This window comes from Clostridium sp. AM46-21 (assembly GCF_003480025.1).
Taxonomy (GTDB): domain Bacteria; phylum Bacillota; class Clostridia; order Lachnospirales; family Lachnospiraceae; genus Coprococcus; species Coprococcus ammoniilyticus.
Genome location: NZ_QUIB01000004.1, coordinates 1 through 22,264, shown reverse-complemented (window position 1 = coordinate 22,264; position 22,264 = coordinate 1). Strand labels below are relative to the sequence as shown.

General features: G+C 40.0%; 15 protein-coding genes. 5 read left to right on the top strand and 10 right to left on the bottom strand.

Going from position 1 to position 22,264, the window contains the following annotated elements:
- Nucleotides 1–148: 148 nt before the first annotated feature.
- The 5 genes from DW959_RS03320 to DW959_RS03300 all read right to left on the bottom strand — a co-directional run bounded on the left by DW959_RS03320 (nt 149) and on the right by DW959_RS03300 (nt 9,468).
- Nucleotides 149–2,851, bottom strand: a complete 2,703-nt coding sequence (locus tag DW959_RS03320; RefSeq protein ID WP_243023322.1) for a TetM/TetW/TetO/TetS family tetracycline resistance ribosomal protection protein — start codon at nt 2,849–2,851, stop codon at nt 149–151.
- A 90-nt stretch (nt 2,852–2,941) separates the two neighbouring features.
- Nucleotides 2,942–3,961, bottom strand: a complete 1,020-nt coding sequence (locus DW959_RS03315) for a lysylphosphatidylglycerol synthase transmembrane domain-containing protein (protein ID WP_117808280.1) — start codon at nt 3,959–3,961, stop codon at nt 2,942–2,944.
- Nucleotides 3,962–4,497: 536 nt separating this feature from the next.
- Nucleotides 4,498–5,427 (bottom strand): cysteine synthase A, encoded by a 930-nt coding sequence (gene cysK, locus DW959_RS03310; RefSeq protein ID WP_118615384.1) that lies wholly within the window; start codon nt 5,425–5,427, stop codon nt 4,498–4,500.
- A gap of 114 nt (nt 5,428–5,541) precedes the next feature.
- Nucleotides 5,542–6,852, bottom strand: coding sequence for an O-acetylhomoserine aminocarboxypropyltransferase/cysteine synthase family protein (locus tag DW959_RS03305; RefSeq protein WP_117822220.1), 1,311 nt, complete (start codon nt 6,850–6,852; stop codon nt 5,542–5,544).
- Between the two features lie 489 nt (nt 6,853–7,341).
- Nucleotides 7,342–9,468 carry an Ig-like domain-containing protein gene (locus DW959_RS03300; protein WP_118615382.1) on the bottom strand — a complete coding sequence of 709 codons (2,127 nt, stop codon included), beginning with the start codon at nt 9,466–9,468 and terminating at the stop codon, nt 7,342–7,344.
- A 495-nt stretch (nt 9,469–9,963) separates the two neighbouring features.
- On the opposite strand from DW959_RS03300, the gene DW959_RS03295 reads away from it, so the two are divergent.
- On the top strand, nt 9,964–10,398 hold the full coding sequence (locus DW959_RS03295) for an Rrf2 family transcriptional regulator (RefSeq protein WP_118615380.1): 435 nt from the start codon (nt 9,964–9,966) through the stop codon (nt 10,396–10,398).
- Between the two features lie 803 nt (nt 10,399–11,201).
- Here the strand turns inward: DW959_RS03295 and DW959_RS03290 are convergent.
- Nucleotides 11,202–12,251 (bottom strand): S66 peptidase family protein, encoded by a 1,050-nt coding sequence (locus DW959_RS03290; protein WP_117822223.1) that lies wholly within the window; start codon nt 12,249–12,251, stop codon nt 11,202–11,204.
- Nucleotides 12,252–12,334: 83 nt separating this feature from the next.
- Nucleotides 12,335–13,846: an SMI1/KNR4 family protein gene (locus tag DW959_RS03285; protein WP_117551463.1), complete on the bottom strand. Its 1,512-nt coding sequence runs from the start codon at nt 13,844–13,846 to the stop codon at nt 12,335–12,337.
- Between the two features lie 310 nt (nt 13,847–14,156).
- On the opposite strand from DW959_RS03285, the gene DW959_RS03280 reads away from it, so the two are divergent.
- On the top strand, nt 14,157–14,393 hold the full coding sequence (locus DW959_RS03280) for a DUF6061 family protein (protein WP_002578301.1): 237 nt from the start codon (nt 14,157–14,159) through the stop codon (nt 14,391–14,393).
- Between the two features lie 200 nt (nt 14,394–14,593).
- Here the strand turns inward: DW959_RS03280 and DW959_RS03270 are convergent, their stop codons facing one another.
- The 3 genes from DW959_RS03270 to DW959_RS03260 all read right to left on the bottom strand — a co-directional run bounded on the left by DW959_RS03270 (nt 14,594) and on the right by DW959_RS03260 (nt 17,207).
- Nucleotides 14,594–15,787, bottom strand: a complete 1,194-nt coding sequence (locus DW959_RS03270) for a site-specific integrase (RefSeq protein ID WP_021361840.1) — start codon at nt 15,785–15,787, stop codon at nt 14,594–14,596.
- A gap of 78 nt (nt 15,788–15,865) precedes the next feature.
- Nucleotides 15,866–16,072: an excisionase gene (locus DW959_RS03265; RefSeq protein ID WP_002341493.1), complete on the bottom strand. Its 207-nt coding sequence runs from the start codon at nt 16,070–16,072 to the stop codon at nt 15,866–15,868.
- On the bottom strand, nt 16,065–17,207 hold the full coding sequence (locus tag DW959_RS03260; protein ID WP_021361841.1) for an XRE family transcriptional regulator: 1,143 nt from the start codon (nt 17,205–17,207) through the stop codon (nt 16,065–16,067). Before DW959_RS03260 ends, DW959_RS03265 begins: the two co-directional genes overlap by 8 nt.
- Nucleotides 17,208–17,733: 526 nt before the next feature.
- Between DW959_RS03260 and DW959_RS03255 the strand changes: the two genes are divergently transcribed.
- The 3 genes from DW959_RS03255 (at nt 17,734) to DW959_RS03240 (ending at nt 22,095) form a co-directional block, all read left to right on the top strand.
- On the top strand, nt 17,734–18,354 hold the full coding sequence (locus DW959_RS03255; RefSeq protein ID WP_009242236.1) for a helix-turn-helix transcriptional regulator: 621 nt from the start codon (nt 17,734–17,736) through the stop codon (nt 18,352–18,354).
- A 458-nt stretch (nt 18,355–18,812) separates the two neighbouring features.
- Nucleotides 18,813–20,975, top strand: a complete 2,163-nt coding sequence (locus DW959_RS03245) for an immunoglobulin-like domain-containing protein (protein WP_021361842.1) — start codon at nt 18,813–18,815, stop codon at nt 20,973–20,975.
- Nucleotides 20,923–22,095: an IS256-like element IS256 family transposase gene (locus tag DW959_RS03240; protein WP_000195429.1), complete on the top strand. Its 1,173-nt coding sequence runs from the start codon at nt 20,923–20,925 to the stop codon at nt 22,093–22,095. Before DW959_RS03245 ends, DW959_RS03240 begins: the two co-directional genes overlap by 53 nt.
- Nucleotides 22,096–22,264: the final 169 nt, after the last annotated feature.

Here is a 22,264-nt window from a genome sequence, read left to right as displayed (position 1 = left end):
ATTCCAAATATTTTTATCTATATAATATAATTTTGTGAAAAGAATACTCACTTTTACATTCTATTTTTAACAAATTTCATACATATAGCTGTTTTGGAATCGATTCCCTCTAATATCTTTTCAGGATCATACCAGAAACATGTCCGTTTTATTTGAGATAATCATTTCTCAAAATCTGGTTCACACGTTCTACTTCTTCCCGAAGCCCACGGGAGGACATCCGAAGTGCGCCCTGCCCCATGATGATCAACTGTTCCAGTCCATCTGATGAGGCAACCGTCACCTTATATTTTCTGCCAAGCTCATGTGTCGTCTTTTCTATATACATATCAGCAGTCTCTGCTTCCTTCGTATAGACCACATGGATATTTCCATGCTTTGTGATGCTGCCCGGATTCTGCTTCACCTTATAAGCATCAAATACAAGGATCAATTCACAGCCGACATACCCCTGATAATTCGACATAATATCGATCAGCTTATCTCTGGCACTGTCGATGTTCACCGCCGCCAGTGCTTTCAGATCATCCCATGCAAATATCACGTTATACCCATCAACTAACAGATATTCTTTCTCGCCCTTTTGCTTCCTGTATGCCCCAGGTCTGGCAATTCCGGTATCCGCCGTCTTTGATCCGGCAGACAGTGTCTGCGCACCGGTAGTTTTGCTTTTACCATGTTCTGCCGCCTTTTTCACATACCAGTCCGCTTCCGATACACTCTTATTATGCCGATTGAAACCTGCTTTATTATAAGCTGCATTTTCCCGGCTGTTTGAACCATAGGTGCGGACAAATATATCCTCTAACTCTTTCTCATCATACACCGGAGCACCTGCGTCCTGCCGCTCGCGCGCCATCCGTTTTCGGTTATCCTCGTCTGCCTCAGTAGGCTCTGACGTTATATTCCGCAGGACATCTTCCATTCCTGCAAGTGCAAATCCCGGATCTTCTTTTACATGCATCATATCATACACATCGTACCAGTCCACGATATATCCGGCTCCATGTGCACAGAATACCGATGATGCCGGATTTGCCATATCAAGCTCCGGATCATAGGTACTTGCCGCCAGCACTTCATCTTCATTGTGGCATGGCTCATATCCCTGCAAGGTACAGGATAACTTACCCTGTCCTCTGGTATATGCCGTTACATCCTGCTGGTACTCCTGCATCGTAGCAACCGGTGCAGTTCCTGTCAGGATACTCATTTCACCCTCGATCTCCGGCTGTGCGAATCGTCCATGCATCCGTGTGATATCGTTCATTGCCCGACCGGTCATCTCTGTAGGAATCTCCAGTCGGAACGCATACACGGGTTCTAACAGCCTGCATTCTCCCATCATAAGCCCCTGCCTTACTGCACGATATGTCGCCTGACGGAAATCACCGCCCTCTGTGTGCTTCTGATGTGCCCGTCCTGCAGTCACCGTGATCTTCATATCCGTGATCGGTGCGCCTGTCAGCACGCCCCGGTATTCCTTTTCTTCCAGATGTGTCAGGATCAGCCGCTGCCAGTTCTTATCGAGTACATCCTCGCTGTATATCGTATCAAACTGCATGCCACTTCCCGGCTCCAACGGTTCCATCAGCAAATGCACTTCGGCATAGTGACGAAGCGGCTCAAAATGTCCGACTCCCATTACCGGTTCTGCAAGTGTCTCTTTATATATGATCCTTCCCATACCAAATGATATGAGATAGCCAAATCTGTCTTTTATAATCTGTGTCAGCACCTGAAGCTGCACCTGTCCCATAACCTTCACAAAGATCTCTCCGGTCTCCTGTGCAAACTCAACATGTAACTCCGGTTCTTCTTCCTCTAACTGCCTGATATCCCGGAGCACGACAACTGCATCCTTGTCCTCCGGATAGCTGACTTTATAGGATAACACAGGTTCCAGTCCGGCAAATACATTTTCCTGTTCACATCCAACGCCCTGACCTGCGGATGTCTCACCAAGCCCGGTGACCGCACATACCGTTCCGGCAGAAGCCTCCTCTACCGTCTCGTAACGCGCACCGGAATAAATCCGTATCTGGTTGACTTTTCCTTCGGTTCCCTCGATCTGCTCTCTGCACTTTAAGCTTCCTCCGGTCACCTTCATATAGGTAAGACGTTCCCCTTTTGCATCTCTCGATATCTTGAAGATCCGTCCGCCAAATTCTGCATTATATGCAGGCATCACCATATAGGTATTCATCGCATCCAATAATTCCTGCACACCGGAGAGTTTGAGTGCCGATCCCCAGAAACAAGGAAATATCTTTCTGTCAAGAATTGCTTCGATGATATCCTCTACCTCAACCATACCACTATCCAGATAGGTATCTAACAGTCTCTCGTCTGCCATCGCAATCTGTTCATCTCTGTCCCCGGATGAGAAATCTACGCAATCCCCATCCAGCTTTTTTCGTATATTTGGGAAAACAGCATCTTTATCTGTCCCTTCCATGTCCATCTTATTTACAAATATAAATGTCGGGATCTCGTACCGCTTCAACAGCTTCCATAACGTATCGGTATGACTCTGTACCCCGTCCATGCCATTAATGACAAGAATCGCATAGTCAAGCACCTGTAAGGTTCGTTCCATTTCCGCCGAGAAATCAACATGCCCCGGCGTATCAAGCAATGTGATCTCCATGCCATCATATGTAAATACCGCCTGCTTGGAAAATATCGTGATCCCACGCTCCCGCTCCTGTGCATCCGTATCCAGGTAAGCATCCTTATGATCCACCCGTCCAAGCTTACGGATCTTGCCTGCCGTATATAACATGGCTTCCGATAATGTAGTTTTTCCCGAATCAACATGGGCAAGAATACCCACCACCAACTTTTTCATATCTGTATTTACCCTGTTTCTGTCCATCATATATCATATCGAGCATATAGCTGATGGATATTTTTCCATCCGTCCCACATTTCATACGGGTCAGACTTCCTTCTTCTTATTCTTTCTCTGTTTTATAACTGCAAACTTCGCTGCATAGACCGCGCCCAGTGCACATGGAAATACAAATGTTGCAAAACGGTATAGCAGTGCCATAGCTCCTGCTTTCGCACTTCCCACGATCGCACCAAACATTGCGATCATTACAAACTCACTGGAACCGATTCCTGCAGGCGTAGGAATAACTGCCGCCAGCATGACTGATACCGTCGTGATCGCCAGTGCCACATCCGGCGAAAATGCACCGTTCTTGTACAGTACGATATACGGAATCATAAACCAGCAGGAAAATTTACAAATGTTGATCAGCAGAACGCCAAGCAGCAGCTTCCAATGGCGCAGCAGTTTCTTTGATTCCGTTTCCATGATATCACACTGTTCCTTGATTTTAGCAAACTTTTCTGTAAATCGTCCTTTGTAATTCACCAGATCCATCAGCTTCTTTAAGATCTGATGGAACCATCCGGCACATACAAACAACAGTAAACATATCGTAATAATAACTGTAGCCACAAATCCAATTCCAATATATGCTTCATATTCCGCAAAGGTTTCATTCATATAATGGAAATGCAGCAGATACAGGATCACCGCCATGATTCCGATGCTTAATTTGTGCACTGCATATTCAATCATATACATACCAAATGCTTCTGAGGTCTTCACTCCATACTCATTCAGGTAAACCAGAGCCGACACACCCGCTCCGCTTCCAAGCGTCGCCGTTCTGTAAAATGACACAAAATATGTCATTCCAAACGCCTGTCTGAATGTAAACGTCGGATTATACTGTCTGGCAAATAACATCGTGATCGTACTCTCAAACACACCATACAGCAATGTCGCCACAAGGATCAGCACGACGATCCAAGGGCTTGTCTTCACAAGCTGCTTTGCGATCGGTCCTGCCATATCCCGGAACACATATACGATCAAGCCGAGAAGCACCAGCACAAATGCCCATTTTATAATACTTTTCTGTGTTTCTGTTAATTTCTTCATACTCAACTTATTACTCCGTATCTTTTATCTATTGTTACTCAACTTCCATATATGCAGCATCCTCAAAAAAATCATTTTGCTCTATTTTCATCCTCCAAATATTCATATACTTATATAATATACCATATCCACACGCTCACCGACAACAAAAAAGGGGAGTTTGCACAGGAGCATGAGCGAATAAGACATATGCATGGAATAGAAACTTACACAAGTTTTTATTGCCTGTACAGCTATGCCATACATTATGATATAAAACATTTGGGTCAGTTTCGTTATGACATGCATATTGCCGGCGAATGCGGGTGCATGTTTGAGCCGAAGGCGAGTTTGCACAGGAGCATGAGCGAATAAGGCATATGCATGGAATAGAAACTTACACAAGTTTTTATCATAATGTATGGCATAGCTGTACAGGCATAAAAGACACAACAGCAAACACGCCCCACCACATTGCTGTATGGTGAAGCGTGTCTGTTTTGAGATAAATGATTATTTTGAAAGGATATTATATTCACATGTAAATCTTATTGGTTTTATCCAAAGAGCGGAGTTGAGTAATATCTGTCACCACTATCCGGAAGGAGAACTACGATTGTCTTTCCTGCATTTTCAGGACGCTTTGCAAGTTCCTTTGCTGCTACGAAAGCTGCACCGGATGAGATACCAACGAGAATACCTTCTATACTTGCGATCTCTTTGCCGCCTTCAAATGCCGCATCATTGTCGATTGTGATAATCTCATCGTAGATTTTTGTATTTAATGTATCCGGTACAAATCCTGCACCGATACCCTGAATCTTATGTGCTCCTGCAGTTCCCTTTGAAAGAACCGGTGATGTAGCCGGCTCTACTGCTACAACCTTAACATCCGGATTCTGCTGCTTCAGATATTCACCGACACCTGTTACAGTTCCGCCTGTACCAACACCTGCTACAAAGATATCAACCTTTCCGTCTGTATCATTCCAGATCTCCGGGCCTGTTGTCTTTCTGTGTGCTTCCGGATTTGCAGGATTTATGAACTGACCTGCAACGAAGCTGTCAGGGATCTCCTTAGAAAGCTCCTCAGCCTTTGCGATCGCACCCTTCATACCCTTTGCACCTTCAGTCAGAACGATCTCTGCGCCGTATGCTTTGATGATATTTCTTCTTTCAACGCTCATGGTCTCCGGCATAACGATGATTGCCTTATACCCCTTTGCTGTAGCGATAGATGCAAGACCGATACCTGTATTTCCGGATGTAGGCTCAATGATCGTAGCGCCCGGCTTTAATGTGCCCTTTCTCTCAGCATCTTCGATCATCTCTTTTGCGATTCTGTCTTTTACGCTTCCTGCCGGATTAAAATACTCTAACTTTGCAAGGATCTTTGCATTTAAGCCTTCCTTTTTCTCAATGTGATTGAACTCTACTAATGGTGTATTTCCGATTAACTCTGTTGCGTCTTTATAAATTTTACTCATAACTTTAATCTCCTATTCTGATTCTATTATTCGTTTTGCAGGTGACCGATGATCTTCGATCACCCATATTTTTTATTATTTTTATGTTCAATTATCTACTGTTTTTATTATTGATTATTCTGCGATTGCCTTAAATGCTTCATCCAGATCTTCGATAATATCGTCGATGTTCTCTGTTCCGATGGACAGACGAATTGTATTCGGCTTGATACCCTGATCTAATAACTCAGCCTCGTTGCACTCTGAATGAGTGGTTGATGCCGGATGGATAGCAAGGGATTTTACATCTGCAACATTTGCAAGGAGTGAGAATAACTCAAGCTGATCAATAAATGCCTGTGCTTCTTTTGCTCCGCCCTTAATCTCAAATGTGAAGATTGATCCACCGCCATTTGGGAAATATTTCTTATATAATGCCTGCTGTTCAGGATCCTCTGAGATGGATGGATGATTTACCTTCTCAACCAGTGGCTGATCTTTCAGATACTGTACAACCTTAAGTGCATTTTCAACATGACGTTCTACACGTAAGGATAATGTCTCAAGTCCCTGAAGGAAGATGAATGAATGTACCGGTGAGATAGTTGCTCCCATATCTCTTAACAGGATTGCTCTGATGTAAGTAACAAATGCAGCAGGTGCTGTATCCTTTGCAAAGCTTACTCCATGGTAAGATACGTTCGGCTCTGTTAACCATGGGTATTTGTCACTGGATGTCCAGTCGAAGTTACCACTGTCGATGATGACACCACCAATCGTTGTTCCGTGTCCGCCGATAAACTTGGTAGCTGAATGTACAACGATATCTGCGCCGTACTCGATCGGGCGAACGAGATATGGTGTTGCAAATGTATTATCTACGATCAATGGAATGTTATGTGCATGTGCGATATTTGCGATTCTCTCGATATCTACAACCTCTGAGTTAGGATTTCCGAGTGTCTCGATCTCGATACCGGTTGTATTGTCCTGAATAGCAGCTTCGATTGCATCATAGTCAAATGGATCAACGAATGTTGTCTCGATTCCAAAATCCGGAAGTGTATGTGCAAGAAGGTTATATGTTCCACCGTAGATGTTCTTTGCTGCTACGATGTGGTCACCCTTATGTGCAACTGCCTGAAGTGCATATGTCAGAGCTGCTGCTCCCGAACCAACTGCAAGTGCTGCTACGCCACCCTCTAATGCTGCGATTCTCTTTTCGAAAATGTCTTCTGTAGGATTTGTAAGTCTTCCGTAAATGTTACCTGCATCTCTGAGGCCAAATCTGTCTGCCGCATGCTGGCTGTTATGGAATACATATGATGATGTAAGATAGATCGGAACTGCTCTTGCATCTGTTACAGGATCCGGTGTTTCCTGTCCTACGTGTAACTGTAATGTTTCAAATTTTAAATTTCTTTCGCTGTATGATTTCTTTGCCATAATTTTTAATCTCCTGTTCTTTTCTCCCGGCTGATGTACGTATCCGTTTCTTCTATCATTATGTACTGCCGTTTTATTATCTGTCATTTTATTCTGTATTCGTTATTTGCTCCCTATGCCGGAGCTTATCATTTCGTCATTCATGGATATTCTTATCCGGGCTTACTCTAGCGACAACATCTGTAAATTCCGCCCGCTGATAGCGTTTGTCTGGTAGTACACATTCGATTGTCTTCATTCAAATATTGTGGTTGATAATACTTGTTCAACATACCTTTTACCTCGTTCCCGCTTATTCCTATCAACAAACTATGATTTAGCTTATGCATGTATATTACACCTCTATTCCTACTTTGTCAATAGGATAATAGAAATATTTTTCAGAAAATAGAAAAAGATGCCAAACCACAGGCTTTATCCCGTGGTTCAGCATCCTTTATTTTAACTTATCGGTTTATATTTATTTGTTACATACAACTGCTTTAAGCATTATTTAATTTTGATCTTAATAGTTGCTTTCTTACCGCTTCCATCTGTTGCAGTTGCTATGATCTTTACAGTCTTCCCTTTTCCTGCTTTCCTGGTAGTAACAACACCCTTGGAATTTACAGTTGCATACTTCTTGTTACTGCTCTTATATGTCAGCTTTTTGTTTACTTCCTTTCCAGGAGTGACAGTTGCTTTTATTGTTACCTTTTTACCAGCAGTTACTTTTGTTTTTGATGCTTTTAAGGTAATTTTCTTAACAGCTTTCTTCATGATCTTTATACGGTAGGTTGCTTTCTTTCCGCTTCCATCCTTTGCAATCGCTGTTATCGTTACCTTCTTGCCTATTCCTGCTTTCTTTACAGTTACAACACCCTTGGAATTTACAGTTGCATATTTCTTATTGCTGCTCTTCCATTTTACTGTACGATTTGCTGCAGTCTTTGGAGTTACGGTTACTTTCAGCTTAATCTTCTTACCTGCTGCAATCTGCTTGGACATTCCTGTGATCTTGATCTTCTTCACCTTGATCTTTGTCCACTTTGCAGTTAATGTCAGATTGGCTTTAACCGGAGTATCAAACTTATATGCAGTCTTTCCTGCATACCAACCTGCAAACTTATAGCCCTTTCTCGTTGGTTTTTTCGGCTTACCTACCAACTTACCTTCTTCTACCTGTTGAGCCTTAACTGCACTTCCACCTGCTGCTTTAAATGTTACTGTATATGTCTTTATCTGTGGGGTAACCGGGGTATTATTATCTTTATTGTTGTCTTTCTCTTTCAGACCTGCAACAGCATCCTCAATAGATTTTGCCATTGCATCTACTATCTTCTGCTCATACTTGCTCTTTTTACGGTCAACAGCATTAATGGCAGCCTTTACATCTTCATAATTAGAATACAGTGTTCCATCTATCTTGTCCGCTTTTGCAATAGCCGCATCAACTGCTGTATAATCTGCCGGAATATTTCTGTCATCCCATGCAAATGTAGGATGATCGATTCCTGCTACCCATTCAATGCCTGCTCCCTGCTTTGCCTGAAGTCCGGAAAGCACATCCGCAGATGTGAAATCTGACACAGCGGTTCCATCCTGCTCTTTAAGAAGCGTTGCCTGATACCGGTCATCTGCCGGCCAGTAATTGTTTTCTGCCGTACCAAGACTAAGTCCACTATAGACAAGCCAACAGGTATTGCCACCTTCATCTGCAGCAAGGTCTGCAGAAGTTACCATACAATTAGTAACACTTGCATTGTCTGAATATCCAACCATTCCACCAACTGTTGCCTGTACAGAATTAACATTGATTTTTCCAGAAAACCAACAATCTTCGACTGTAAGGCTTCCGTCTAGCATTCCTCCTGCAATACCACCCAGACAGTCAAAATACGTCATTACATCTTCTTCTTTATAACAAGTTCCCTTATAATTTCCTGTAATAGTTGCAGTCGAATAACATCCTGTAAGAGTACTATTTCTCAAGGTACATCCTGCAAGTCCGCCAACATAATGCTCCAGATATGCACCACCTGAAATAGAACCAGATGTCCAACAATTTGTAATTTTGGAATTACAAAGCCAGTCTACTAATATACCTTTTCCATATGTAGATGCATCATTGAGATCAACTATAATATCAGCATTTTCAATACCAAGATTCTTGACCTCACCATCATAGACATTTCCAAATAAGCCCTGTCTATAACAATTTTCCTCATCATCCCCCACATTCGTTTTTGGCATCAGCGAATCACGGGAATACAAATTAGAAATTACATGTCCCTGTCCGTCAAATATACCACAAAAACTATATGCTGCCTGACTTCCACCTTTACCTTTGCCAATGGATATCCATTCACGTTTATCCAGATCAAGATCATTATCCAAATAAACAGTCTTTCCCTCAAAGGTTATAGTACCTGTGTTAATAAGCTGCGCAAGTCCGGCAAGCTGTTCTGCCGTCGTTATATGGTACTCACTCTCTGTCTCATGACCCGTGTACCAGCTTGTATCTGCTGTACCATCCCATATGTCTGTTGTTTGTCCCTCTGCTGCCAGTGCTGTTATTGAACCAAATGCCATAACAAAGCACAACACTAACAGAAGGCTTAGAAATTTTTTCTTCATTCCTTATTCCTCCATATCGTTTTTATATTATCCGCTTATGCTTCCCTACGGCAGCGGACACACCGAGAGAAAAGAATGGATTGAATCCGGTCGAAGACCTTGACCGGTTGGATGTGAAACGTCAATATCGAGATGACGGCAGTATTCTATTGCCTGTATCCTGAACGATTTTCCTAATACCCCATTGAAAAACGTGCTCTTTGATAATAAATTGTCAGATTGCCATACCCCCGTTATATTGTCGTTTGGTCTGACTATATCCTATCCTATTTCTTATAGAAACAGTCAGTACCAATTCCCCATATACCACCTTTTACAAAATCAATATACCAAATTATTGATGAAAACTCAATTTTTAATTCTTACTTTTTATATTCCTACTTTATCAATAGGAAAATAGAAATATTTCTGTAGCTTTTTCTTTTAAACTGGTGTATAATCAATTCATAGAAAATTAGTATGAATTATGATCGTGTAATTTGGAGGTGTATTACATTGAAAATATCAACAAAAGGAAGATATGCATTACGGCTTATGATCTATATAGCAGCCAACTCTAATGGTAAGCCGGTCAGCATAAAGGATGTAGCAAAAAACGAGGATATCTCTGATAAATATCTGGAACAGATCATTTCTATATTAAATTCCGGCGGACTTGTCCGAAGCGTCCGTGGTCCACAGGGTGGCTACCTGTTACGAAAAGCACCGGAAGACATTACAGTCGGTGCAGTTCTTCGTCTGACAGAAGGAACGCTTGCCCCTGTTGCCTGTGTCGAAGAGGATGCGCCTGAATGTGAGCGTGAATCCATCTGCTCCACTTACAATCTGTGGAAGCGGCTTTACAGTGCGATCTGCAGTGTTGTTGACACAACCACCATCGCGGATCTCTGCAACAGCCGACCTGAAGCCGGCGACGAATACTGCATTTAGCCTGATACTCCAAGCGGCTGAATTGCTTATACTCTGACACATAAAAAACTAGCATAGATTTCTATTTAATGCATATGCCTTATCCGCTCATGCCCCTGTGCAAACTCGCCCTACGGGCTCAGACATGCACCCGCATTCGCTGGCAATATGCATTATATAACGAAATCTATGCTATTGTTTTGTTAGTGCCAGAGTATAACCAATTCAGCCGTTTTGTAATATCATAAGAGACAATATGGTTATATGCACATGTCTCTGCCGCAATAAAATCATCTGCGGCGACGACATGGCACAAAATCATAGGAAACTCAGTCGACTGCACTATTGATTTTTAAACGATGGGCTGTCGTGCGCTTAAAAGATATTCTTATCAATAAAAATACTTCCCCGAATGGGATTACTGTTGCCTATCATCTAAACCAATAAACGCGTGATCAGCCTTATCACTAGAATGAAACAAACTTAAAAAATCCCCCTTGGGGTACTAAACTGAATTGAGATTATCTGTTTGGAACAGTATAGCTGGTTGTCAGTCTTCATTGGTCTGGATCAGATCGATAATAGACAAAAACATTCGTATAGAATTCGTTATGACATGCATATTGCCAGCGAATGCGAGTGCATGTCTGAGCCCGTAAGGCGAGTTTGCACATAAGCATGAGCGAATCAGGCATATGCATGGAATAGAATGCTATACGAGTTTTTCTATTATTGATTCTGAGCCAGTCCAGTACAGACTGACAATCGACTAAAATACATTCAAACAGATAATCTCAACACAACGTTATCCCAAAGGGGGCATTCTACTTCAGTTTCATGTCAACCACAAGGTTGTTTCCGGAGGCGGTAATGCTTGCATAGCTGCCGGAGATCAATGGCAGCATCGGCGCGATATGTCCAAGATCGGCATCCATGATAACCGGCACATTGTGGTGGGCGATAATATCCAGTACCGCATGATACTGGTCAAGCCCCATCATCTCCTGTCCATGCACCAGCGGGCGTCCGATCAGGAATCCCTTCACATATCGGAACCATCCCGCATGCTCCATCTGCCACATAGCACGGCGGATCGCCATCACATTCAGATCACAGGCTTCTAAGAACCAGATGAAGCCATCCTCTTTATAGTGTTCCAGAAAATCTGTTGTTTTATCAAATTTCGTTCCAAGCAGATTCACCAGACAATCCATACATCCGCCGATCAGTCTGCCTGCCATGAATACTTCATCGACAGCAGTCGATCCATGCGTCGCATCTGTTTCATACAAGTGAAGTTCCTTCTGTTCAGTGATATTATACGGTGCAAGCGGATGTTCTTCATCCTTCAGGGATTCCTTCTCATATCCACGATATCCCTGCAGGCTTTTCTTCTCACCACAAAGCAGCGCAAATGTATCTTCTATCGATGCATGCCACGGCTCCATGCCAAACGCTGCCGCACATGGGCCATAAACAGAAGCTGTATCACAGATCGTTGTCAGCAGATAGGTTAGATTCGTATTATCCGAATATCCCACAAACCATTTCGGATCTGCTTTCTTTAAGCGTTCAAAATCAATATGATCAAGAGTCTCACACATCAGCTCTCCACCGCCGCAGGATATCAGAACATCATTTTTCTTTGATGTGTACATTTCATTAATCTCCTGACCGCATTTCTCCGGCGTGTTACTGATACCGATACCACAGCCTTCATAACAATTCGGACCAAGCTCCGTCTGATAGCCCTTAGCATGGAATGTATCAAGTGCATGACCAAATGCTGTCCGATATGGTTCTATATTACAACCAAAAGATGGCGCAACAAAACCAATCGTTCCACCTTTTTCTAAAAATTTCGGATATCTCATTTTTCTCCTCCTTTTATCCTCATAAACTGGAAGTTATCGAGTTCTTTTACAACTTTCCACCTAAAACAGGAAATAATCCAAACTTATTCAAGCATCTCTATAAGAGACTCCAATGCTTCTTGTCCATCATCGCTTCCAAGTATTGAGTAGGAATCTTCATATTCATCATCTGTAGCGACAACTTGGAAAAACGGTTTTATTGTGACTCCTTTTATAATATATTCATATATTTTCTTTAAATCTTTAGTAAAACCATGCTTCTTTATAAATCTATTAAATTCCCTATTATAATCTGAATCACGAGGTTCTTCATATTCCTCTATAAATGCATCCACAGATTTTAATATATCAGCATTACAGAAATCATCTATATATCCTCTCTGTACCGCAACAATATTCATGAACTCATTTATATTGCGGGCTATGATTCCACATTCGCCCTCTGTACCGATATATCCGATCATTTCATCATCTAACACTACCCATAATCCACCTAAGCCGTCACGTGCAAACGGTTTAATATTCTTATAACTGGATTCTCCCGATCCCATAAGATCTTCAAACCACGAATCATCCTCCTCAAGATCCTTAACCCATGCCTCATCATAGATTTCAATATCACAATCGAAAAATGCATCTTTCAAGTCTTCATCATTATATATTTCTTCCAGAAAGTCTTGGACATCCTTCGGTAAATCAGTATTATTGAATTTTTCATGCCCATCTAATATATATGCAAACTCCTTATTATTTACAGATATCTCAATATCACTATACAGTTTCTTAAGATCCGTTCTCGTAGCTTCGACAACTCTTGCATCCGCAATATCATTGATTCGCATTTCTTCCATGTGTTTTCTCAGCAAAACATCTCTGACTATCGCATAATTAATCATGTCATAGCTATAATGTTTAAATATCTTTGTATAAATGTTTTTCCCCTTTTCTACTATTCTTACGACATATCCATTTTCATCCACTTCGACAAAAACCTTACCATCCTCAGGATTTTCAACATTAATGTATTCTGCTTCTATTTTATCTGCATTTGTATAATCGTGATAAAGCTTATTGACCTGTATAGGCACCCTTTCTTTTATACTATCTATTGCATCAAATCTATAGATAGTCTTTGCTTTTTCAAATAAATCTGACAGATCGGGATATTCCTTTGACAAAACATCCATATTTCTCGCAAGTGGCAATGCGCTGTTAGATTTAATACTGATTGCATAATCAACAAGCTCATTGAACAGCTTAATCGTTTCTTCCCTTCTATGCATGCTTTGCGAAATCAATGCAATCGAGTAATAATAGCCCATGATATCCGGTATAAAATCTGTGTTTTTAAAAGGATATTTCATATCCTGTAATGTATCCAGAACTACATCGACAATTGCATCATCCTCAGCGAACACCGCCATTTTCTTAAAATCTGACATAGCGCCCGGTACACGAGCATAAGACGCTAACTTTTTAACAAGCTTCCATACAGGTTCCTTCATTTCTTCAGAAGCATGTTCCATCAATGGCAATGTCATCTTCTTATGGCTATAATTCTTTATTTCATCATCGCTTGGAGTATTTTTCTTCATTTCTTTCCCTCACAAATTCCGATTGAGATTTCACCTGTTTTAAGAAATTTAATAACTGTTATATTTTATTATTAAATTCTTCGCACCCCCTTGAAAACACTGGATTTGTCGCAGGTGAGCTTTCCCTTATTATTTCCCTTGTGTTATATCGTCCCATCAGTGTTTATGCACTCTGATAAGGGCAAATACAAGGGCAAGAAAAATCTATAAGACAGTATAACACAAAATAAAAGTGACATGGTGAACTGATTGAAATGCTTCTTAATTTTTGCTACTACTGATTGATTAAATGATAAGGAGATGGGATACGATGAGAACAATATTTGCAGAATACAATCCACAGTGCAACAGCATTGATGTATATACTAATACGGGCTATATACTCCGTATTGATTGTTGGGAAGCAGAAAAAAATTTAAGAACCACACCTGGATCTGATTGTGCTTTGACATCGCTTGCAATCGATGAGCCATTAGAATATGCAAGGTTATATCTTGATGGGAATTTACAGATGTGGGTAGATGCTGAAGATTCATTAGAGTTATGATTATTCCAATCAAAATCTACTAGAATTTAACATAAATTATATATGTCTTTTTGACTATCTTTTTATATCTCCTTAAATGTCCGCAAAGCCTTATTTTATAGGCTCTACGGGCATTTTGCTTTTGTGGTAAACCTCACATATCTAGGTCTATCTTCTTATATTTTCGCTATCAAGCGTGGTTAAAATCGTGGTAAATACTTCTATGCGATTAGACGCTGAACCTCTGATTTTGCGGTATCTATGGACGCATGAGCGTACCAGTTCATTGTGATACTAATGTTTGAATGTCCCATGATATACTGTAAATCTTTTGGGTTCATGTTCTTGCTTGCCAGTCTTGTGCAGAATGTATGGCGTAGCGTATGCGGTGTGATATGTGGCAAGGGATTGTCCTTGTGGTGCTTGTTATATTTCTTTACCATACGGACAAATAAGGCGTTGTAATCAATCGCAACTTTGGGCTTGCCTTTATGATTGACAAATAAGAAATTGCTCTGTCCGTCTATCACAAATGGTTCTGCCTTTGGGCGTTTCTTCATAACCCGTTGAAATGCCTGTATTGTTTCTCTACTTAATGGCACTTGTCTTATTCCGCTTTTCGTCTTAGGCGTTTCAATATAATAGCCCTGTTCCTTGCTCTTTAGTAACTGGTGGTCGATAATTACAACTTCATTCTTGAAATCAATATCAGCTACTGTCAGTCCGCACAGTTCCGAGATACGAAGTCCAGTCTTTAACAGTATCAGCACATCATCATAATGCTTGTGATACACATTGTCTGTCTTGATAAATGAGAGTAAGGCTTGTTCCTGTTCCTCTGTCAATGCGACTTTCTCTTTGGTATCATTTTCTAGGACTTCACTTAACTTAAAATCAAAAGGGTTCTTCCTTACACAATCGTCTTGTATGGCGATATAGAATGACGCTTTTAACGAGCGTTTATGGTTGTTAATGGTGTTATAGGAAAAGCCTTTATCTTTCATGCGTAACGCCCATTCCTTAGCGTCAGAGGGTTTTATCGCATCAATGCTCCTAGCACCCAACTTGTCCTCTTTCAATAACCGCATGAGTTGTTCCCGTTGTTTTTGTGTGCTTTTCTTCACATTCGCCCTCTGTAAGTTCTGTTTGGCATAGAGTTGGCAAAGCGTCATTTTCTTGCCTGTGCTGTCGATACCGTCCTCAATATCCCGTCTTATCTGCTGTTCCAGTTCACGAAGTGAGGGTTTTTCCCGTTTTTCCTTTGGTGTCGGGTCTGTGGGTGTCAATCTCCAAGCATACACATATTTTGTGTTTCCAAATGCGTCTACATATTTATATAAGTATTTCCCGTCTGTTCGTTGGCTCTCTCCAGTATGCAGGATACGTCCTTTACTATCCCGTCTTTTTTCTTTCATGGTGTCTGCTCCTTTCCTTGTTGGAAAGAGCCTTGATATGACTTGTGTTCATCATAACACATACAAGGCTCATTTGCATTAGATTGCGTCCAATTTGTCAATAACCTGTTCAAACTGTCGGCGTTTAATCTGTATGCGGTTGCCATTCATAATGAGCCAGCCAGCGTCCTTGTTTTCCTCTGCTAAGCGTCTTAACTTGTTTTCTCCGATACGGAAATACTTTGACGCTTCTTCAATGGTAAGGGTATATTTTTCCCATACGGGAATATCCTGTGCATTACTCATAAAACACCCCCTCACTTTCGATTACATCTGCTATATCCGTACACATCTGTTCTACAAGCATTTCCTGTTTTTCGGAAAGGTTGGTACATTCATCAATCATTTTCATGTAGTTTGAGCCTGTCAGCCTGTCGATTTCCTCTATCATCACGATTGACGGCATGACCTGTCTTTCCAGCCATTGCAGAGTGCGTTCCATATTGACAGGTACGGGGTTCATTTCAAAAGGTAAACTGTCATGGGAAATGAATATCTCCCACAGCGGATAATCGGGAAATTGCACAAAATCAGTAATAAGGTAAAACACCAACCCATGAGGGTTATATGTCAATAACAATTCCTCAACTGCCTGTACTGCCTTTTTATCACGCAGACGAATTTCAAAACGGTTGATAATATCCGTATGTTTCTTTTTGGTTGCCTGTTCCTTTTGTTTTTCATACAGGCAGAAATATTTTGTGCTTGCCTTTGAGCCGATATAAAGGGTACTTGCTAAATTACGGTTTTTTCCGCTTAGTTTTCCACCTTGTACATTTTCATAGTTTTTACAGCGACAATCCGCACCGCCATTTTTGTATTTTTCAGACAAAACGGGAATATCCAGCAGACCGCACATATCATTGATTGCCAAGTCAAAACGTCGGATAACACCGCCACAGTCAAGACAGCGGTTTAAAAATGAATACCAATCCCTGTTCTGTGCCTGTAAGACATATTCCATGTTGCGTGAGCCTGCCCCTTTTAATTCTAAAAATACACCCATGTGTTCATCATCAGAAGCCATGACCTTGATTTCCCCGTAGGCATAATGCTCCTTATAGCCATAATACCCATAGTCATAATGGATAAAATAGTCCGCTTTCATGCCAAGCACCTTTCGGATAACTTCTAATGCGTCAGTCGTTGGAAAACGGACAGACAGATAATCAACGAGCAGATAAAAAGGCTTATCACAGACATAGTAATTCAGACAACGCAGGATAATGTTCTGTGTTTCTTTACTTGCGTTGGCTTTTCCGTTCTCAAAGCGGTTGATACTATATCTTGATACATGGGTAAGACTTGCAAGTTCTCCTTGTGAAAGACCGCTTGCAAGACGTTTGTTCTTCATTTCAAGTGCAAATTCTAAATTGTTCATTGTATTCCTCCAATCCCACAACAGCCTTGAAATACCTGTAAACCACTATTCAAAAGAATGTGAAATTACTATCTTCTTAAAACTTCTCATTACTACTCACAGGTTTGGGGTTGTATGGTTTTTGACTTGTCTTTTGTGAAATAGTGCCCCCCTGTTAGATAACGGGGGCACAGTCAAGGCTCGCAGGCTCGCCAGCCGACAAAGCATTTCTTCCCCTTGACACAAGGTGTCATGGCGGTAAGCCTGAGAGGCTTCCGCCACCGTGTCAGAAATACTTTGTCAGCAAGTCCTGTTTTGCCTTTTCTAACAAGTTCCATTTCAACCAATATTCATATCTACGGGTTTAATCAGATGGGTATTTCTTTTTGAATGTTTTTGTATTTCATGCTATTGTGCTTATTCACTCACAATAGCATAGTAATTCTTATATGCTTATTTGTCAATATCTTTTTTTGTCTTTACAAATCATATTAAGCATGATAGACTTATAACAGTGAAGATATAACGAGATATGGAGGGTTGTGCAATGAAAATAAGCCATTTAGGAAATAATATACAGACCATAAGAAAATTTAGGGGAATGAAACAACAGGAACTTGCGGACAAAATCGGTATCAATATGCAGAGCCTTTCCAAGATTGAAAGAGGGTTGAACTATCCTGCTTATGAAACGCTGGAAAAGATAATGGAAGTGCTGGACGTAACGCCGAATGAATTATTATCGGGAGAATGGAAGTATGTCAATCAGTCTGAAAAAGAAGTCTGTCAGTTTTTAAGAACAGAAGAACGTCTAAATGCAGAACTGAAACACGGACACTATGATAACTTCTTTGACAGCGAGGAAGAATGGCTGGAATATGAGTTGGAAAAGTTACGGGAATACATTACAGACTATATCAACGGGAAAAGCATTGAAGCGTCCGACCTTTACCCAATCAAAGAATTTATCCAGCATTTGAAGTTTCAAAAATTACTAGACCGCTATGATGATTTATACAGTATGGATATGTTTGGGGAAAGCATAGAGGGACATAAATATAGGACACCTTATCAAGTCGTGAAAATGATAAATCCGAACTCAAAAGAGGATATGGAACTGTTACGGGAAGTATTAAGGAATAACCATTTTGATGATGAGGACGAGTAATCTTTTTCCTCTTGCGAGAAGATACAGCAAACAAAAAGCCCGATCAAGAGTGCAAAGCACCACCAATGGTGGCAAGCTCTTGACAGGGCTTTTTCTTTTCTGTTGTGGGTACTCAAGAGGAAAAAAGGAAAAGTGTGATGTCTCAATTTTTTTATCTTGCACGCATAAAAAGATTGAAAGAGGTGTTTGTTTCCAGTATAATGTTTTTTGTATAGAAGCAAGGATTGAATTTTTTTGAAAGAAAGGGTTGACAGTCATGTTCACACATTGTTACGCTTGCGACAGACAGACAGACAGACAGACAGACAGACAGACAGACAGACAGACAGACAAGTAAATTCTGCCCTTTTTTCAATTCTATCAATAATAAACAGAACGCACAGATTATCCAGTTATAAGGGGGAGTTTGTGCGTTTTTCTATGCAAAGAATTTATGAAAAATAAGGAGTGAACAAACTATGAAGAAAAAACAAGTCCTTGCAGTAAGTTCCGCATTGATGATTGGAACAACAACTGCACTTACAGGGCTTCCTACTCCTGTCATGGCACAGGAAAACACAGAAGTTGTGCAGGAAGCCGTTGTAGAAGAAAACAAGACAGAGCAAGTTCCTGTGGAACAGAAAACAGAAAACGCAGAAGTACAAGAGAATATAACAGACAAGGAACAGGAAGAAACTGCTGAAAATGCAGAAACTTTAAAAGAAGAAAGTACAAAACAGGAAACACCTGCAACACCAGAAAAAGAAGTGGTTACCGAAGATAAGACCGTTGAAGCAAGCAAAAATACAGAAGTAAAAGCTGGAAGCATTGCTATTGATGAAGCACATTTTCCAGACAAAGTATTTAGAGAACAAATCATTGCAGAATTTGATAAAGACGGCGATAGTGTGTTATCTGTTGATGAAATATCAAAAGCCCAATTCTTAAACTTGCATGATATGAAAACGATATCTTCATTAGAGGGTATTCAATATCTAACAAATTTGCAGTCTTTAGATGTTTCTACGACTTCTGTTTCAGACTTAAGTCCGGTTAAAAACTCATCTTTAAAAAGATTAGATTGTCGTTCTTCAAAAGTAAGAAGCGTTGATTTAACACGTTATCCGAATTTGGAAGCTTTCGTTTGCGATAATACATCAATTAACAGTCTTGATGTATCTAAGAATGAAAAATTGAATACGTTATTTGCAGATAGTACCTCTATTTCCAATTTAGATGTAACAAACAATCCTAACTTAGAACAACTATCTTGTAGCAATACAGGATTAATGGAACTTGATGTCACACATAATCCGCAATTAGTCACTTTAGATATAGGAGATACAAAAGTAAAAACACTTGATATAAGTAAGAACCCTAATTTGAAACAACTATCATGTTATATGACAAATATAGCTGAATTAGATGTAACAAAAAACACAAAACTGACACGCCTTTTTTGTCATGATACAACTATTAAAAAATTAGATTTAAGCAATAATTTAGAACTTGAAATGCTACGTTGCGGTGAAATTTTTGAACAAGGGATAAGAGGTCTTGATATAAGTAAAAACACAAAAATTAAAAAATTAATTTGCGATGATTTATACTGGTTAAATGTCGGAGAGAATAAAGTTCTTGAAAATAATCATGCTTTTGTAGGCAACGGTTATATTGATATTAAAGGGAATAAAATCGACTTAAAAAAAGATGTTGAACAAGGAATAGATATTTCAAAAGTAAAAGTTACTGCAAATGGAACTTTAGATAAAGATACAGGAATTATAACGGTAGATGATGTAAAAAAACCAGTTACTTATGAGTATGATTGCGGTACTTATAAAGACGGAAACGTTGTTTTAAAAGTAGAATTATCGTTAAACTCACAAGGAGAAGATAATACAGCACCAACTATTTCTGCAAATGATGTTACATTGAATGTAGGCGATACTTTCGACCCATTGGCAAATGTAACAGCAACAGATAAAGAGGACGGAACTATCACTTTGACAAAAGATAATATTGTTGCAAATGATGTAGATACTTCTAAGGCTGGTACTTACCATGTGACTTATAAAGTAACAGATAAAAACGGAGCTTCTGCTAAAAAAACGATTACTGTAACTGTGAAACAAAATACAGGCGACCTTAACTCTGCTCCAATCATTTCAGCAAATGATGTTACATTGAATGTAGGCGATACGTTCGACCCATTGGCAAATGTGACAGCAACAGATAAAGAGGACGGAACGATTATTTTAACAAAAGATAACATTATTGCAAATGATGTAGATACTTCTAAGGCTGGCACTTATCATGTAACTTTCCGTGTAGTAGATAAAAATGGTGCAATTACTGAAAAAACAATTACAGTTACCGTAAAAGAAAAAGTAACAAATAAACCTGTAAGTCCACAACAGCCACAGAAACCGAGCAAGCCAACTACTCCAACAAAGCCTAGCGGACAAAAGAACCCTGTAAAAACAGGTGATATGACAAACGTAGGATTGTTTACTTCTATGTTTGCTGGTTCAACCGGTGTATTAGCTGTTTTATTAACGACAAAAACATACCCAGGAGGACTTTTACATGACCCAAGTACATTTTACACTGAAAAGCGAAGAGATTCAAAGCATTATTGAATATTCTGTAAAGGATGACGTTTCTAAAAATATTTTAACAACGGTATTTAATCAACTAATGGAAAATCAACGAACAGAATATATTCAAGCAAAAGAATATGAACGAACAGAAAACCGACAAAGTCAACGAAATGGCTATTATGAGCGCAGCTTTACGACACGTGTAGGCACGCTAGAATTAAAAGTACCCAGAACACGTGATGGCCATTTTTCACCCACAGTGTTTGAACGTTATCAACGAAACGAAAAAGCCCTCATGGCTTCAATGTTGGAAATGTATGTATCAGGCGTTTCAACTCGTAAAGTATCAAAAATTGTGGAAGAACTTTGTGGTAAATCCGTCTCTAAGTCCTTCGTTTCTAGCTTAACAGAACAGCTAGAACCTATGGTTAACGAGTGGCAGAATCGTTTATTATCAGAAAAAAATTATCCTTACTTAATGACCGATGTACTCTATATAAAAGTACGAGAAGAAAATCGAGTACTCTCAAAAAGCTGTCATATAGCGATTGGAATAACCAAAGATGGCGACCGTGAAATTATCGGCTTCATGATTCAAAGTGGCGAAAGCGAAGAGACCTGGACAACATTTTTTGAATACCTAAAAGAACGCGGTTTACAAGGTACGGAACTCGTTATTTCTGATGCGCACAAAGGATTAGTCTCTGCCATTAGAAAATCCTTCACCAACGTAAGTTGGCAAAGATGCCAAGTTCACTTCCTAAGAAATATCTTTACCACCATTCCTAAAAAAAATTCAAAATCTTTCAGAGAAGCTGTTAAAGGAATTTTTAAGTTCACAGATATTAACTTAGCGCGTGAGGCTAAAAATCGATTGATTCATGATTATATCGATCAACCAAAATATTCAAAAGCTTGCGCATCATTGGATGATGGATTCGAAGACGCCTTTCAATATACCGTACAAGGAAATTCCCACAATCGACTAAAGAGTACCAATCTAATTGAACGACTGAATCAAGAAGTACGCAGAAGAGAAAAGATTATTCGCATCTTCCCCAATCAAACATCAGCCAATCGCTTAATTGGAGCCGTTCTTATGGACCTACATGATGAATGGATTTATTCTTCAAGAAAATACATCAATTTTGATAAGTAGAAATGGTAAAAACATTGTATAGCATTTTACACAGGAGTCTGGACTTGACTCACTTCCTTTATTATTTTTCATTTTTTTTAAACTATTTAATACTAATGTCTTTTATAATAGCTTTTCATATATTATATAATCAATCTTTATAAGTCCTTTTATAAATTTCTTTTCTACC